This window comes from Streptomyces sp. R33, assembly GCF_041200175.1.
In the GTDB taxonomy this organism is placed as follows: Bacteria; Actinomycetota; Actinomycetes; order Streptomycetales; family Streptomycetaceae; genus Streptomyces; species Streptomyces katrae_B.
In genome coordinates, this window is the sequence record NZ_CP165727.1 from 2,337,775 (window position 1) to 2,351,541 (window position 13,767).

Here is a 13,767-nt window from a genome sequence, read left to right on the forward strand (position 1 = left end):
GCAGGGGCCGGGCGCCGGGCTGTGTCGGGGTCAGTAGCGGCCCGTGCGCTTCGCCGCGTAATTGGCCCGGCCCTCCGCCGACTTCATCCGCCAGTCGCGGCGGATCTCGTTGCGGAGCCGGGCGTCCGTCTTGGCGACGATCCGCTGGTTCTCCCGGAGCAGCTTGCGGTAGCTCTCCAGGCGCCGCTCCGGCAGTGCGCCGGTCTCGACCGCCTCGAGCACCGCGCACCCCGGCTCGGCCTCGTGCGCGCAGTCGTGGAAACGGCAGTCGGCCGCGTACTCCTCGATCTCGGAGAAGACCTGGCCGACCCCGGTCCCGGCGTCCCACAGGCCGACGCCCCGCAGTCCCGGCGTGTCGATGAGGACGCCCCCGCCGGGCAGGGCCAGCAGGTTGCGGGTGGTCGTGGTGTGCCGGCCCTTGCCGTCCACGTCGCGCGTGGCCTGCACGTCCATGACGTCGGAGCCGAGCAGTGCGTTCGCCAGCGTGGACTTGCCCGCGCCGGAGATGCCGAGCAGCACGCTCGTACCGCCGGCGACGACGGCCGCCAGCACGTCCGTGCCCTCCCCGGTGTGGGAGGAGACGGTGAGGACGTCGACGCCCGGCGCCGTGGTCTCCACGTCCTGCACCAGGTGCGCGAGCGTCACCGGGTCCGGTACGAGGTCCGCCTTGGTCAGGACGACCAGCGGCTGCGCGCCGGACTCCCAGGCGAGGGCCAGGAAGCGCTCGATGCGGCCCAGGTCGAGCTCGACGGCCAGCGACACCGCGATGATCGCGTGGTCGACGTTGGCGGCCAGGATCTGCCCCTCGGAGCGCTGCGAGGAGGTGGAGCGTACGAAGGCGGTCCGGCGCGGCAGGTACGTCTTCACGTACCGGGGGTTGCCGGCCGCCTCGACGACGGCCCAGTCACCGGTGCAGATGACGCGGAGCGGGTCGTGCGGGGTGACGAAGGCGGTGTCGGCGCGGACGATGCCGTCCGCGGTCATGACGTCGCACTGGCCGCGGTCCACCCGCACCACGCGGCCGGGCAGCAGGCCCTGGCCGGTGTACGGGGCGAACTCGGCCTCCCACGCCTCGTCCCAGCCGAAGGGGGTGAGGGCGTGCGCGTACGAAGGGGAAGGAGACGACGGAGAAGAAGAGAAAGACAAGGGGAACCCTTCACAGGGTGGCCCCGGCAGCGTGCGCCCAGCGGCGCGCGAAGTGGTGTGAGGTCAGCCGGAGACCACGGAAGTGACATTGATGGTCTTCTGGGTGCGGTCCGCGCCCTGCGTGACGACAGTCACCAATGAACTCACCTCCGGGTCATGCTCGTGCCGGCAGTTCCGGGCCTCTCGGCGGGAACACGTTGACCGTAACAAGTGCGCCCGGGGGGCCGCCAATTCTTTTTTCGGGACGCCTGGCGGTGCGCATGTCCGATTCGTTCAAGACCGGCGGGCGGGGCGGCTCCTAGCCTGGGCGCATGACTCCCCGATTCGACCTGATCGGCCTGGTCGTCTCCGACATGGCCGCCTCGCTCGCCTTCTACCGCCGCCTGGGCCTGGACGTCCCGGCCGGGGCGGAGGAACAGCCGCATGTGGAGGCCGTCCTCCCCGGCGGGCTCCGGATCGCCTGGGACACGGAGGACGTCGTCCGGTCCTTCGATCCCTCCTGGACCCGTCCCGCCGGGGACGGCCGGCGGGACCTGGCGTTCCTGTGCGATTCCCCCGCGGAGGTGGACGCGGTGTACGCCGAGCTGACGGACGCCGGGTACAAGGGCCACCTGGAGCCCTGGGACGCCTTCTGGGGACAGCGCTATGCCGTCGTGCTCGACCCGGACGGCTGCGGCGTCTCGCTGTTCGCCCCGGCCGACGCGCCCGGCGAAGCGCCCGCGGAGGCCTAAGGGCTGTCCCGTAATCCCCGGCGGGCCCGGGCGCGGGCCCGGTTGTGGGCCTGGCCGCGGGCCTCGTCGCGGGCCTGGTTGTGGGCCGCCGCGTAGGCGCCCGGGGTGGTCCCGGCCAGCGCCCGTACCTCGCGGGCGAGGTGCGCCTGGTCCGCGTACCCGGCCCGGTAGGCCACCTCGGCCTGTGGCAGCCCCCGGCGGGCCAGCTCCAGCGCCCGCTGCAGCCGCAGCACGCGCCCGAGCGTGCGGGGTCCGTAGCCGAAGGCGTCGAGGGAGCGCCGGTGCAGCTGGCGCGCCCCGAGGCCGACCGCCGCGGCCACGGCGGCCACCGACTCCCCCGCGCGCAGCCCCGCCGCCACCCGGGCGGCGAGGGGGTCGGGGGGCGAGCTGCGGTCCGCGTGGCTGCGGGCCAGCCGCTCCAGCCCCGCGCCGGGGTCCTCGTACGCACTCGTCCGCTCGGCGAGGCCGCGCACCTCGGGACCCGGCCAGAGGTCGGTCAGCTCGACCCGCCGGTCGCGCAGCTCGTGCGCCGGTACGCCGAGCAGCGCGGGCGCCGTACCGGGGGCGAACCTCAGTCCCGACACCGGGCCGTAGGCCCCGCCCCCCACCTCCCCGACGGGGTGCGGGCCGGTGTCGGGGCCGGCCACCAGCAGCCGCCCGTCGACCCACAGCAGGTCCATGCAGCCGTCGGGCAGGACGGGCCCGCCGGGCGCCCCGGCCCGGCGCCATACGATCGCGCCGGGCACCAGCAGGGACGGCCGCTCCTCGTACCGGCGCTCCTCGTGCACAGCGCCAGGCTACGGCGGGTCCGGCGGTTCAGTGTTTGCGCAGGCGGGAGGAGTAGTCCTCCGGCGGCAGGAAGTTCGACCAGCGCTCGGGGAACTCGGACGGCATCTGGGCGTCGCCCTCCTCGTCGTCCTCCGACTCGCCCTCGGCCAGCGCCCGCCAGGCGGCGGCCCGAGCCACCAGCTGCGCGGCCTCCGCCTCCCGGGCCCGCTCGTTCGCCTCGCGGGCCGCGGCGGTGGCCACGGAGGGCCAGACGCGGTCGATCGCGGCGTTCACGGCCGCGCCAACCAGGACGGCGAAGGCCGACACGCCGATCCACAGCAGGACGGCGACCGGGGCGGCCAGTGATCCGTAGATGGTCGGGCCCTCGACGGTGTTGGTCAGGTAGATCCGCAGCAGGAACGAGCCCAGCACCCACATGGCGAGCGCCACCAGCGCCCCCGGCACGTCCTCGATCCACGGGGAGCGCACGGGGACGGACACGTGGTACAGCGTGGTCAGGAAGGCGATGGACAGCAGGGTGACCGTCGGCCAGTACAGCACCGCGATCACCTCCGTGCTCCAGGGCACCCAGCGGACGACGGCGTCCGGTCCGGCCACCATCAGCGGCAGCACGATCGCGCCGATCACGAGGGCGATGACGTACAGCAGGAAGGCCAGCAGCCGGGTCTTGACGATGCCGCGCTGGCCGTCGAGCCCGTACATCACGGTGATGGTGTCGATGAAGACGTTGACCGCCCGCGAGCCCGACCAGAGGGCGAAGGCGAAGCCGAGGGAGATCAGGTCCGGGCGGCCGGCCTTGGTGACGTCGTCGAGCATGGGTTTGGCGATCTCGTTGACGCCCCGGTCGGAGAGCACGGTGCCGACCGCGTTCAGGATGTTCTCCTCGATGGAGGCCACGAAGGTGCCGCCCGTCCAGCCGTCCACGTACCCGAGCAGGCCCAGCAGGCCGAGGAACAGCGGCGGCAGCGAGAGCAGCGTGAAGAACGCCGCTTCGGCCGCCAGGCCGAGGATCCGGTACTCGATGCACGAATTGACGGTGTCTTTCAGGAGCAGCCACGCCATCTTGCGCTTGGAGACGTTGCGGTAGAGGGCGCGGGCCCGATGGAGCCGCCCGGGGACCCGCTCGGGTGTTTCTTTTGCTGGCTGCACGTCTTTACGGTATCCGCATGGCAGCCACCACCCACACCGTCACCAACCAGCCCCCTCCCCTGGTGGGCTATGACGTCTACGGCACCGACCGGGCCCTTCGCGAAGGCGTGGAGCGGCACCTGTCGGCCTCGGCGCCCGAACTCCTCGGCGAAGTACGGGAGGAGCTCTCGGAACTCGGGCGGGCCGCGGGCTCGGCGCAGGCCCAGCGGTGGGGTGCGCTGGCGAACGAGAACCCTCCGGAACTGCGTACGCACGACCGGTACGGCAACCGGATCGACGAGGTGGAGTTCCACCCGGCGTGGCACCGGCTGCTCGGACACGCGGTGGGCGCCGGGCTGACCGATGCGTGGGGGCGGCCGGCCGGGCACCTGCGCCGGGCGGCCGGGTTCTTCGTGTGGTCGCAGGCCGAGGCGGGGCACGGCTGCCCGGTCTCGATGACCCATGCGGCCGTGCCGGCGCTGCGGACGGACCCGGAGCTGGCGGCGCAGTGGGAGCCGCGGCTGACCTCGCACGTGTACGAGGAGGGGCTGCGGCCGCCCGCGCAGAAGGGCGGGGTGCTGTTCGGCATGGGGATGACGGAGAAGCAGGGCGGCAGCGACGTACGGGCGAACACGACGGCGGCGAAGCCGCTGGACGCGGCGGGCGAGTACCTGCTGACGGGACACAAGTGGTTCTGCTCGGCGCCGATGTCGGACGGGTTCCTGGTGCTGGCGCAGGCTCCCGGGGGGCTGACGTGCTTCCTGGTGCCGCGGGTGCTGGAGGACGGCACGCGCAACGTGTTCGCGATCCAGCGGCTGAAGGACAAGCTCGGCAACCGGTCGAACGCGTCCGGCGAGGTGGAGTTCGACGGGACGTGGGCACGGCGGGTCGGCGAGGAGGGGCGGGGGGTGCGGACCATCATCGGGATGGTCGCGGCGACCCGGCTGGACTGCGTGCTGGGCTCGGCCGCCCTGATGCGGCAGGCGCTGACGCAGGCCGTGCACCATACGGAGCACCGCTCTGCTTTCGGAGCACGGCTCATCGAGCAGCCGCTGATGCGCAACGTGCTGGCCGACCTCGCCCTGGAGTCCGAGGCGGCCACCACCCTCGGGCTGCGCCTCGCGGCCGCCTACGACGCCGGGACGGAGCAGGAGCGGGCCTTCCTGCGCATCGCGGTGCCCGCCGCGAAGTACTGGGTGACCAAGCGCTGTACGCCGATGGTGGCGGAGGCACTGGAGTGTCTGGGCGGCAACGGCTACGTCGAGGAGTCCGGGCTGCCGCGGCTGCTGCGCGAGTCCCCGCTGAACTCGATCTGGGAGGGCTCGGGCAACGTACAGGCGCTGGACGTGCTGCGGGCCCTGCAGCGGGAGCCGCAGGCGCTGAACGCGTTCCTCCAGGAGGTGGGGCAGGCCCGCGGCGCCGACCACCGGCTGGACTCGGCCATCAAGGGGCTGCTGACGGAGCTCGCGGACCTGGAGGGCATCGAGGCGCGGGCGCGCCGCGTGGTGGAGCGCATCGCCCTGGTGCTCCAGGGGTCGCTGCTCGTGCGCTGGGCACCGCCGGAGGTGGCGGACGCGTTCTGCGCCTCGCGCCTGGGCGGCGACGGGGGTGCGGCCTTCGGCACGCTGCCGCACAGCCTGGGACTGGGTGCGCTGGTCGAACGGGCGCGGATCGCGGGCTAGAGCGTGGTCCGCGGCCACCCTCCGGGTTGCGGGACCTGTCCCCAAACAGGTCCGATCCGGGATCCGGACCCGTTGACCGGGAGCAGAGGTGGCGCCGCGCCGACTCGGCACCACCCCTGATCCGAAAGCCCCGAGGAGGAGCTGTCACGTCGCGAGGCGACGTCCGGACAGTTTCGGTCGGGTGACCGGGACTTGGCGAGAGTTGCATACCGTTGCAACCCTCTGAGTCGGAACCGTCCGTCGTGCGTGCCCGGGGAAGCGGCACGCGCGGACCGCCCGGGCGGATTCCCTCGTACGTCCTGTTCCACACGGGGAGGTTCCGGTGGCCTACACCGCAGGCAGCACGGTCGATGTGGCACGCATCTCGGCCATGGACGCGCGGGAGGCCGCGCGTCTGCTCAAGGGGGTACGGGCGGCCGCGCTGGCCGGGGACCGGCCGCCGGCCGAGCCCCGCCCGGAGATCGCCGAGTCCTGGCGCCGGATGCTGGCCGGCGGGGTGCACCCGGACCGGGACGCGCGCTCGCGGATGCTGTCGGCGGCCGAGACCGAGGAGCGGCGGCAGGTCTCGCCGCTGCGGGAGATCCTGCCGGTGCTGCGCGAGGGGCTGCTGCCTGCGCTGGACACGGCGCTGCACATCATGGTCGTGGCCGATGCGGAGGGGCGGCTGCTGTGGCGGGAGGGGGCCACGTCGATCCTGCGCAAGGCGGACCGGCTGGGCTTCTCGGTGGGCGCCGACTGGGACGAGGCGGTGGTCGGCACCAACGGGGTGGGCACCGCCCTGGTGGCCCGCCGGCCCGTCCAGGTGTTCTCGGCGGAGCACTTCGTCTCCAGCCACCACGACTGGACCTGCGCCGGGGCACCGGTGCGGGACCCGCGGGACGGGCGGCTGCTGGGCGTGGTGGACGTCAGCGGGCCGCTGGCCACCATGCACCCGGCCACGCTGGCGTGGGTGAGCTCGGTGGCCCGGCTCGCGGAGCGGGAGCTGCGGATCCGGCACCTGGAGTCGCTGGAGCGGCTGCGGGCGGTCGCGGCGCCGCTGCTGGCCCGGCTGCCCGGGCAGGCCGTCGTGGTGGACCCGCACGGCTGGACGGCGGCGGTGACGGGCCTGGTACCGGCGGAGCGGATCCCGCTGCCGAAGGGGTTCCGGGCGGGCCGGGTGTGGGTGCCGCAGCTCGGGGACTGCGTGGTGGAGCCGCTGCCGGGCGGCTGGCTGCTGCGCATCGCCGAGGAGCCGGGCACGGCGAAGGCGGCGAGCCGGGTCGTCCTGGACCTGAGCCGTGCGCACACGTGGTCGGCGACGGTGTACGGAGCTGCTGGGAGCTGGTCGCAGGAGCTGAGCCCGCGCCATGCGGAGCTGCTGTTCCTGCTGGCGGAGAGCCCGCGGGGGCGGTCGGCGGCGGAGCTGTCGGCGGAGCTGTTCGGGGACCCGACGCGTACGGTGACGGTCCGGGCGGAGCTGTCCCGGGTACGGCGGCACCTGGGCGGGGTGCTGACCCACCGCCCGTACCGCTTCGCGGACGACGTGGAGGTGGAGCTGATCCGCCCGCAGGACCCGGCGGCGCTGCTGCCGCACTCCACGGCACCGGCGGTGATCAAGGCCCGCCTGGGCCGTACGGGGCAGGCCGTGATTCCCTGACCTGCATGAGCACCATCACACTCACCACCTGGTCCCTGGAAATGACCTCCCCGCAGGACCTGGTCCGGGCGGCTGTCCCAGGACCTGAGATCCATGTCCGGCGGGCGGAGGTCCCCTCGCCGGAGTTCAGCCGCTTCCTCTACGCCTCGGTGGGCGGTGACATCCACTGGACGGACCGGCTCTCGCTGACCCGCGCCCAGTGGGTGGAGCAGCTGGGCCGTCCCGGCGTGGAGACCTGGGTGGCGTACGACCGCGGGACGCCGGCCGGGTACGTGGAGCTCGACCCGCAGGACGACGGCGTGGTGGAGATCATGTACTTCGGGCTGCTCCCGGACTTCCGGGGGCGCCGGATCGGGGGGCACCTGCTGACCCTGGGCGTCGAAGCGGCATGGTCCCTGGCGGACCGCTGGCCGGGGCGCGAGGCGACGACGCGGGTGTGGCTCCACACCTGCAGCCAGGACGGCCCGACGGCGATGGACAACTACCTGCGCCGCGGCTTCAAGCTCTTCCGTACGGAGACGGAGCAGAAGGAGTCCGCCCCCACCCCGGGCCCCTGGCCGGGCGCCTGACCCTCCCCGCGTCGGCGTGGCGCCGGGCCCCGCGGACGCCCGGCCCGTGCCCCGTCCCACCAGCCACTCCCGCGCGTGACCCCCGTCACGTCATCTCGGCATTCGGGACCACATCGTCCGGATAATGGACAGTAGTGGACTCCTCCAATCGGCACATGACACGCTTCCGCCATGAATGGAGCTGGAATTGCCTTGGTGAGTCGGCGGCACGTCGACCTCGGCCGCATGTCCAGCGCCATCTGTCCGGCGAGCTGACGGAACCAGCCACCGCCGCACATCGCCGTCGTCCCCGCCGCTGCGGACGCGTCGATCCCCGAAGCACCTGCACGTCCCCTGAAGGCCGAAGACCGCCCTGACCTCCGGAAACACCGGCAAGGGCGGCTGTCGGCCGCACCTGCTCCGCGGCAGGGCCGAAGACAGGGGCTCGCCGCCGCTCCCCCTGACCCTGCATCGACGCCGCCGAAGAAGGATGTACCGCCATGGCCGCCACCCCCGAAACGCCCGCCGCCGCGCGCCGAAAGACCGGCCGTCACCGCGGTGAGGGTCAGTGGGCCGTTGGACACCACACCCCCCTGAACGGCAACGAGCAGTTCAAGAAGGACGACGACGGTCTCAATGTGCGGACGCGTATTGAGACGATCTACTCCAAGACGGGCTTCGACTCGATCGACCCCAACGACCTGCGCGGCCGCATGCGCTGGTGGGGCCTGTACACCCAGCGCAAGCCCGGGATCGACGGCGGCAAGACCGCGATCCTGGAGCCGGAGGAGCTGGACGACAAGTACTTCATGCTGCGCGTCCGCATCGACGGCGGCCGGCTGACCACCGAGCAGCTCCGCGTCATCGGCGAGATCTCGCAGGAGTTCGCGCGCGGCACCGCCGACCTCACCGACCGCCAGAACGTGCAGTACCACTGGATCCGGATCGAGGACGTCCCGGAGATCTGGCGCCGCCTCGAGGCCGTCGGCCTGTCGACCACCGAGGCCTGCGGTGACACGCCCCGCGTCATCCTCGGCTCGCCCGTCGCCGGCATCGCCCAGGACGAGATCATCGACGGCACTCCCGCCATCGAGGAGATCTACCGCCGCATCGTCGGCAACAAGGACTTCTCCAACCTGCCCCGCAAGTTCAAGTCCGCGGTCTCCGGCTCCCCGCTGCTCGACGTGGCGCACGAGATCAACGACATCGCCTTCGTCGGCGTGAACCACCCCGAGCACGGCCCCGGCTTCGACGTCTGGGTCGGCGGCGGCCTCTCGACCAACCCCAAGCTGGGCGTGCGCCTGGGCACCTGGGTCTCGCTCGACGAGGTCCCGGACGTCTACGAGGGCGTCATCTCGATCTTCCGCGACTACGGCTACCGCCGCCTGCGCACCCGCGCCCGGCTGAAGTTCCTCGTCGCCGACTGGGGCCCGGCCAAGTTCCGCCAGGTCCTGGAGGACGAGTACCTGAAGCGCAAGCTGACCGACGGCCCCGCGCCCGAGCAGCCGAGCGGCCAGTGGCGCGACCACGTCGGCGTCCACCAGCAGCAGGACGGCAAGTTCTACGTCGGCTTCGCGCCCCGCGTCGGCCGCGTGGACGGCGCGACCCTGACCAAGATCGCGGACGTGGCCGAGCAGCACGGCTCCGGCCGGCTGCGCACCACCGCCGAGCAGAAGATGATCGTCCTCGACATCGAGGCGGACAAGGTCGACTCCGTCGTGGAGGCCCTGGAGGCGCTGGACCTGCGGGTCAAGCCGTCCCCGTTCCGCCGCGGCACGATGGCCTGCACCGGCATCGAGTTCTGCAAGCTGGCCATCGTCGAGACGAAGGCGCGCGGCGCCTCGCTAATCGACGAGCTGGAGCGCCGCCTGCCGGAGTTCGCCGAGCCGCTCACCATCAACATCAACGGCTGCCCGAACGCCTGCGCCCGTATCCAGGTGGCGGACATCGGTCTCAAGGGCCAGCTGGTCCTGGACGACGACGGCAACCAGGTGGAGGGCTACCAGGTCCACCTGGGCGGCGCCCTCGGCCTGGAGGCCGGCTTCGGCCGCAAGGTCCGCGGCCTCAAGGTCACCTCGGCCGGTCTGCCCGACTACGTCGAGCGGGTCGTCACGCGCTTCCAGGAGCAGCGCGAGGACGGCGAGCGCTTCGCCGCCTGGGTGACCCGTGCGAAGGACGAGGACCTCTCGTGAGCGAGCGCGCGGCCCCGTTCTACTGCCCGTACTGCGGCGACGAGGACCTGTTCCCGAACGAGACGGGTCACGGCGCCTGGGAATGCAGGGCCTGCAACCGGGCCTTCCAGCTGAAGTACCTCGGGCTGCTGGCCCAGGGCGTTCAGTCGAACACCGCTGGAGGGGACGAGATATGACCACCACTCAAGACGTGAGTCTCAAAGCAGTGGCCGAGCAGGCCGGGCGGGACCTCGAGGACGCCTCGGCGCTCGAGATCCTCACCTGGGCCGCCGAGACCTTCGGCAAGAGGTTCTGCGTCACCTCCTCCATGGAGGACGCGGTCGTCGCCCACCTGGCGTCCCGCGCCTTCCCCGGTGTGGACGTGGTCTTCCTCGACACCGGCTACCACTTCGAGGAGACCATCGGCACGCGTGACGCGGTCGAGGCCGTGATGGACGTCAACGTCATCACCCTCACCCCGCGCCAGACGGTGGCCGAGCAGGACGCGGAGTACGGTCCCAAGCTGCACGACCGCGACCCGGACCTGTGCTGCGCGCTGCGCAAGGTCAAGCCCCTCGAAGAGGGTCTGACCGCGTACGACGCGTGGGCGACGGGCCTGCGCCGCGACGAGTCCCCGACCCGGGCGAACACCCCGGTGGTCGGCTGGGACGAGAAGCGGCAGAAGGTCAAGATCTCGCCGATCGCCCGCTGGACCCAGGACGACGTGGACGCCTACGTCGCCGAGCACGGCGTGCTCACCAACCCGCTGCTGATGGACGGCTACGCCTCCGTCGGCTGCGCCCCCTGCACCCGCCGCGTGGCGGAGGGCGAGGACGCGCGGGCCGGCCGGTGGGCCGGGCGCGGCAAGACCGAGTGCGGACTGCACGGCTGATGACGGACAGCAAAGAACCTACGGAGACTGAGCAGATGAGCGTGAGCGACCAGGGCGCCACCGTGTGGCTGACCGGGCTGCCGAGCGCGGGCAAGACCACCATCGCCTACGCGCTGGCCGAGCGGCTGCGCGCCGAGGGCCACCGCGTGGAGGTCCTCGACGGCGACGAGATCCGGGAGTTCCTCTCCGCCGGTCTCGGTTTCAGCCGCGAGGACCGGCACACCAATGTGCAGCGGATCGGCTTCGTCGCCGAACTCCTCGCGTCCAACGGCGTGAAGGCGCTCGTCCCGGTGATCGCGCCGTTCGCCGACAGCCGCGAGGCCGTCCGCAAGCGCCACGCGGGAGCCGGGACGGACTACCTCGAAGTGCACGTGGCCACTCCGGTGGAGGTGTGCTCCGAGCGTGACGTGAAGGGCCTGTACGCCAAGCAGGCGGCGGGCGAGATCTCCGGTCTGACCGGGGTCGACGACCCGTACGAGGCGCCGGAGTCCCCGGACCTCCGTATCGAGTCGCACACGCAGACCGTGCAGGAATCGGCTTCGGCCCTGCACGCGCTGCTCACCGAGAGGGGTCTGGCATGACGACGACCGTCGCACACGTCCACGAAGGGACGGACGCGCCCTACGCGCTGTCGCACCTCGACGCCCTCGAGTCGGAGGCCGTGCACATCTTCCGCGAGGTCGCGGGCGAGTTCGAGAAGCCGGTGATCCTCTTCTCCGGCGGCAAGGACTCGATCGTCATGCTGCACCTGGCGCTGAAGGCGTTCGCGCCGGCGCCGGTGCCGTTCACCCTGCTGCACGTGGACACCGGCCACAACTTCCCCGAGGTCCTGGACTACCGGGACCGCGCGGTCGCCAAGCACGGCCTGCGGCTGCACGTGGCCTCCGTCCAGGAGTACATCGACGCCGGCAAGCTGCGCGAGCGCCCGGACGGGGTCCGCAACCCGCTGCAGACCGTCCCCCTCACGGAGGCGATCCAGAACCTGAAGTTCGACGCCGTCTTCGGCGGCGGCCGCCGCGACGAGGAGAAGGCCCGCGCCAAGGAGCGCGTCTTCTCCCTGCGCGACGAGTTCTCCCAGTGGGACCCGCGCCGCCAGCGCCCCGAGCTGTGGCAGCTCTACAACGGCCGCCACGCCCCGGGCGAGCACGTGCGCGTCTTCCCGCTGTCGAACTGGACCGAGCTGGACGTGTGGCAGTACATCGCCCGCGAGAACATCGAACTGCCGGAGATCTACTTCGCCCACGAGCGCGAGGTCTTCAAGCGCAACGGCATGTGGCTGACGGCCGGCGAGTGGGGTGGTCCCAAGAAGGACGAGACCACCGAGACCCGCCTGATCCGCTACCGCACCGTCGGTGACATGTCCTGCACTGGTGCCGTCGACTCCGACGCCACCACGCTGGACGCCGTGATCACCGAGATCGCCGCCTCCCGTCTCACCGAGCGGGGCGCGACCCGCGCCGACGACAAGATGTCCGAGGCCGCGATGGAAGACCGCAAGCGCGAAGGGTACTTCTAGAAATGACCTCCACCATCGAGCAGTTCACCGACGCGTCGGCGACCACCCTGCTGCGCTTCGCCACCGCCGGCTCCGTCGACGACGGCAAGTCCACGCTCGTCGGGCGCCTCCTGCACGACTCCAAGTCGATCCTCACCGACACCCTCGAAGCGGTCGAGGCCGTCTCCGCCCAGCGCGGCCAGGACACCCCCGACCTCGCGCTGCTCACCGACGGCCTGCGGGCCGAGCGGGAGCAGGGCATCACCATCGACGTCGCGTACCGCTACTTCGCCACCGCCCGGCGGCGGTTCATCCTCGCCGACACCCCGGGGCACGTGCAGTACACCCGGAACATGGTCACCGGCGCCTCCACGGCCGATCTGGCCGTGGTCCTGGTCGACGCCCGCAACGGCGTGATCGAGCAGACCCGCCGGCACGCGGCCGTCGCCGCCCTGCTGCGGGTGCCGCACGTGGTGCTGGCCGTCAACAAGATGGACCTGGTGGGATACGAGGAGTCGGTCTTCGCATCGATCGCCGAGGAGTTCACCGCGTACGCCTCGGACCTGGGCGTCCCGGAGATCACCGCGATCCCGATCTCGGCGCTGGCCGGCGACAACGTGGTCGAGCCCTCCGCGCACATGGACTGGTACGGCGGCCCCACGGTGCTGGAGCACCTGGAGACCGTCCCGGTCAGCCACGACCTCACCGCCTGCCCGGCGCGCTTCCCGGTGCAGTACGTGATCCGCCCGCAGACCGCCGAGCACCCCGACTACCGGGGTTACGCCGGGCAGATCGCCTCCGGCGTGCTGCGCGTCGGCGAGGCCGTCACGGTCCTTCCGTCGGGCCGCACCTCGGTCATCGAGGGCATCGACGCGCTCGGCGAGAGCGTGGACATCGCGTGGGCCCCGCAGTCGGTGACGGTGCGCCTGAAGGACGACATCGACATCTCGCGCGGCGACCTGATCGCGCCGTCCGCGAGCGCCCCCGCCACCACGCAGGACGTCGAGGCGACGGTCTGCCACGTGGCGGACCAGCCCCTCTCCGTCGGCGCCCGGGTGCTGATCAAGCACACGACGCGCACGGTCAAGGCGATCGTCAAGGAGATCCCCTCGCGGCTGACCCTGGACGACCTGTCCCAGCACCCGAACCCCGGGCAGCTCGTGGCCAACGACATCGGCCGCGTCGTCGTCCGCACCGCCGAGCCGCTCGCGCTCGACGCGTACGCCGACTCGCGCCGCACCGGGTCCTTCCTGCTGATCGACCCGGCCGACGGTACGACGCTGGCGGCCGGCATGGTCGGCGAGTCCTTCGCCTCCAAGGCCGAGACCACCATCCAGGCGGACGAAGAAGGGTGGGACTTCTAGATCATGTTTGCCGATCTCTACTCCACCTTCGCGAAGGAGGGCGGCCGCGTAGGCAGCGGCGCCCTCGGCAGCGGCCAGGGAGGGGTGGCGCGATGTGCGCGATGACCGCATCGCCGCCGGCATCACGCCTACGCGCCCACACCCCCCACGAGCCGTACCCGCCCTTGCTCCACAGACGAAGACGT

At 72.1% G+C, this 13,767-nt stretch carries 14 protein-coding genes; 11 read left to right on the plus strand and 3 right to left on the minus strand.

Features of this window, described 5'->3' with window-relative positions; genetic code table 11:
• Nucleotides 1–30: 30 nt before the first annotated feature.
• Nucleotides 31–1,146 (minus strand): ribosome small subunit-dependent GTPase A, encoded by a 1,116-nt coding sequence (gene rsgA, locus AB5J51_RS10930; protein WP_369777581.1) that lies wholly within the window; start codon nt 1,144–1,146, stop codon nt 31–33.
• A 311-nt stretch (nt 1,147–1,457) separates the two neighbouring features.
• Between rsgA and AB5J51_RS10935 the strand changes: the two genes are divergently transcribed.
• Entirely contained in the window at nt 1,458–1,877 is a 420-nt protein-coding gene (locus tag AB5J51_RS10935; RefSeq protein WP_053785641.1) for a VOC family protein, read from the plus strand.
• Here the strand turns inward: AB5J51_RS10935 and AB5J51_RS10940 are convergent.
• Entirely contained in the window at nt 1,874–2,665 is a 792-nt protein-coding gene (locus AB5J51_RS10940; protein WP_369777582.1) for a helix-turn-helix domain-containing protein, read from the minus strand. The two genes, AB5J51_RS10935 and AB5J51_RS10940, sit on opposite strands and share 4 nt — an antisense overlap.
• Before the next feature lie 28 nt (nt 2,666–2,693).
• Nucleotides 2,694–3,815 (minus strand): YihY/virulence factor BrkB family protein, encoded by a 1,122-nt coding sequence (locus AB5J51_RS10945; protein WP_053785640.1) that lies wholly within the window; start codon nt 3,813–3,815, stop codon nt 2,694–2,696.
• A gap of 17 nt (nt 3,816–3,832) precedes the next feature.
• Here AB5J51_RS10945 and AB5J51_RS10950 point away from each other — a divergent pair, with 17 nt between their 5' ends.
• From AB5J51_RS10950 to AB5J51_RS10995, 10 genes are all read left to right on the plus strand, one after another.
• Entirely contained in the window at nt 3,833–5,476 is a 1,644-nt protein-coding gene (locus tag AB5J51_RS10950) for an acyl-CoA dehydrogenase family protein (protein WP_369777584.1), read from the plus strand.
• Between the two features lie 370 nt (nt 5,477–5,846).
• Nucleotides 5,847–7,112, plus strand: a complete 1,266-nt coding sequence (locus AB5J51_RS10955; protein ID WP_136224520.1) for a GAF domain-containing protein — start codon at nt 5,847–5,849, stop codon at nt 7,110–7,112.
• A gap of 5 nt (nt 7,113–7,117) precedes the next feature.
• Nucleotides 7,118–7,681, plus strand: coding sequence for a GNAT family N-acetyltransferase (locus tag AB5J51_RS10960; protein WP_133896534.1), 564 nt, complete (start codon nt 7,118–7,120; stop codon nt 7,679–7,681).
• Between the two features lie 171 nt (nt 7,682–7,852).
• A complete protein-coding gene (locus AB5J51_RS10965; RefSeq protein ID WP_309550570.1) occupies nt 7,853–7,936 on the plus strand; it encodes a putative leader peptide in 84 nt (27 codons plus the stop codon).
• A 224-nt stretch (nt 7,937–8,160) separates the two neighbouring features.
• On the plus strand, nt 8,161–9,852 hold the full coding sequence (locus AB5J51_RS10970; RefSeq protein WP_053785637.1) for a nitrite/sulfite reductase: 1,692 nt from the start codon (nt 8,161–8,163) through the stop codon (nt 9,850–9,852).
• Complete coding sequence (locus tag AB5J51_RS10975; RefSeq protein ID WP_369777585.1) at nt 9,849–10,028, plus strand: hypothetical protein; 180 nt, start codon at nt 9,849–9,851, stop codon at nt 10,026–10,028. Before AB5J51_RS10970 ends, AB5J51_RS10975 begins: the two co-directional genes overlap by 4 nt.
• The gene (locus AB5J51_RS10980; RefSeq protein WP_053785635.1) at nt 10,025–10,723 is read left to right on the plus strand and encodes a phosphoadenylyl-sulfate reductase; all 699 of its coding nucleotides are present in this window, start codon (nt 10,025–10,027) and stop codon (nt 10,721–10,723) included. The genes AB5J51_RS10975 and AB5J51_RS10980 overlap by 4 nt, the downstream gene beginning before the upstream one ends.
• 35 nt (nt 10,724–10,758) lie before the next feature.
• On the plus strand, nt 10,759–11,304 hold the full coding sequence (gene cysC / locus AB5J51_RS10985) for an adenylyl-sulfate kinase (protein ID WP_053785634.1): 546 nt from the start codon (nt 10,759–10,761) through the stop codon (nt 11,302–11,304).
• Nucleotides 11,301–12,239, plus strand: coding sequence for a sulfate adenylyltransferase subunit CysD (cysD, locus tag AB5J51_RS10990; RefSeq protein ID WP_369777586.1), 939 nt, complete (start codon nt 11,301–11,303; stop codon nt 12,237–12,239). Before cysC ends, cysD begins: the two co-directional genes overlap by 4 nt.
• A 2-nt stretch (nt 12,240–12,241) precedes the next feature.
• Complete coding sequence (locus tag AB5J51_RS10995; protein ID WP_053785632.1) at nt 12,242–13,582, plus strand: sulfate adenylyltransferase subunit 1; 1,341 nt, start codon at nt 12,242–12,244, stop codon at nt 13,580–13,582.
• Nucleotides 13,583–13,767 lie beyond the last annotated feature (185 nt).